This is a genomic window from Frankia sp. CcWB2, from assembly GCF_977927585.1.
Genome location: NZ_CDWRCM010000001.1, coordinates 43,800 through 45,306, shown reverse-complemented (window position 1 = coordinate 45,306; position 1,507 = coordinate 43,800). Strand labels below are relative to the sequence as shown.

The window sequence follows — 1,507 nt, the reverse complement described above, 5'->3', positions numbered from 1 at the left end:
CCGGAACCACCGCCACGACGGCGGTCACGTCGGGGCACTGACCCAGGACGCCCTCCGACCTGGCCGGGTCTCACCAGATTCGGCCAGGTCACCTTGTTTCCGGGACCGGGCGGTCCCGCGCCGCGCTCAGCCGGTGCGGTCGACCACGAAGTCGGCGAGGGACTCCAGGGCGGTCTTCGCCGGATTGTCCGGCAACGGCGCGAGGCATTCCCGCGCCCGGCTCGACCAGGAGACGAGTTCCGCCCGGGCCCGGGCCATGCCCACGTGGCTGCGCAGCAGATCGAGAGCCTCGCCCACCGGGTCCTCCGTGTTCCCGTCGCCGGGGGCGAATCCGGTGGTGATGAGCTCCCGGAGCCGTCCCGCCGCCCGGTCATCGGCCTGCAGCGCGTAGAGCACCGGCAGGGTCGGGATCCCCTCCCGCAGATCCGTGCCGGGCGTCTTGCCCGAGTCCACCGGGTCCGAGGCAACATCGATGATGTCGTCGGACAACTGGAAAGCCACCCCGAAAAGCTCCCCGAAGGTCGCGAGGGTGTCGACGGTGATCGGGTCAGCGCCCGCCAGCATGGCACCGAGCCGACCCGAGGTCGCGATCAGCGAGGCGGTCTTGTCCGTGATGACCCGCAGATAGTGCTCGACCGGGTCCTGCCCGGGCGCCGGGCCCACGGTCTCCCGGATCTGCCCCTCGCACAGGGTCGCGGTCCGGGCGAGGATGCGGGTCGCCTCCGGGCCGAGGTCCGCGGTGATGTCGGAGGCGCGGGCGAACAGGTAGTCCCCGGTGAGGATGGCGACCGTGTTCGTCCACCGCGTGTTCGCAGAGGCCGCTCCCCGCCGCCGCGGCGCCTCGTCCATCACGTCGTCGTGGTACAGCGTCGACAGATGGGTGAGTTCGATCGCCACCGCCGCCGGCACCACCCCGTCGGCCTCGGGATCGGCGAACTGCGCCGCCAGCAGCACGACGATCGGACGGAAACGTTTCCCCCCCGCGTCGACGAGATGGCGGGAGGTCTCGGTCACGAAGGCGGATTCGCTGCGCACCGACTCGCGCAGCAGATCCTCCACCCGGACAAGACCCATCCGCACGGCCTTTTCCAGATCAGGATCGGTCCTGATCCCCACGACGTCCAGCCCGATAGCGCTCATACCACCGTCAGCGTACGAAGCCGGACGTCGCGGCGGTCGTCGCGAGGTCCAGGAGTGGCTGTGGCGCTACTCCCAGTACAAGAGTAGCCACAGTGCCGATGGCGACCGCGGCGAAAGTCAACGTCGGGCGGGTCACCACCACCGGACCCTCGGCGAGCGGCTCGGAGAAGAACATCAGCACAATGACCCGCACGTAGAAGAAGGCGGCAATGGCGCTGCACACCAGTGCAACGACTACCAGCGGGGTGGCGTCCCCGGCGATCGCGGCCTGGAACACCGCGAACTTCCCGGTGAACCCGCTCGTCAACGGGATCCCCGCGAGCGCGAGCAGCAGGAACGAGAACGTCCCGGCCAGCAGGGGCGAGGT

General features: G+C 69.9%; 2 protein-coding genes. Both read right to left on the bottom strand.

All coding sequences use genetic code 11. From position 1 onward, the window contains the following. Positions 1 to 126: 126 nt before the first annotated feature. Positions 127 to 1,140: a polyprenyl synthetase family protein gene (locus tag ACY45C_RS00230; protein WP_462185665.1), complete on the bottom strand. Its 1,014-nt coding sequence runs from the start codon at positions 1,138 to 1,140 to the stop codon at positions 127 to 129. A gap of 7 nt (positions 1,141 to 1,147) precedes the next feature. Next, a partial coding sequence (locus ACY45C_RS00225) for a proton-conducting transporter transmembrane domain-containing protein (RefSeq protein WP_462185664.1) occupies positions 1,148 to 1,507 on the bottom strand: 360 nt, incomplete at its 5' end.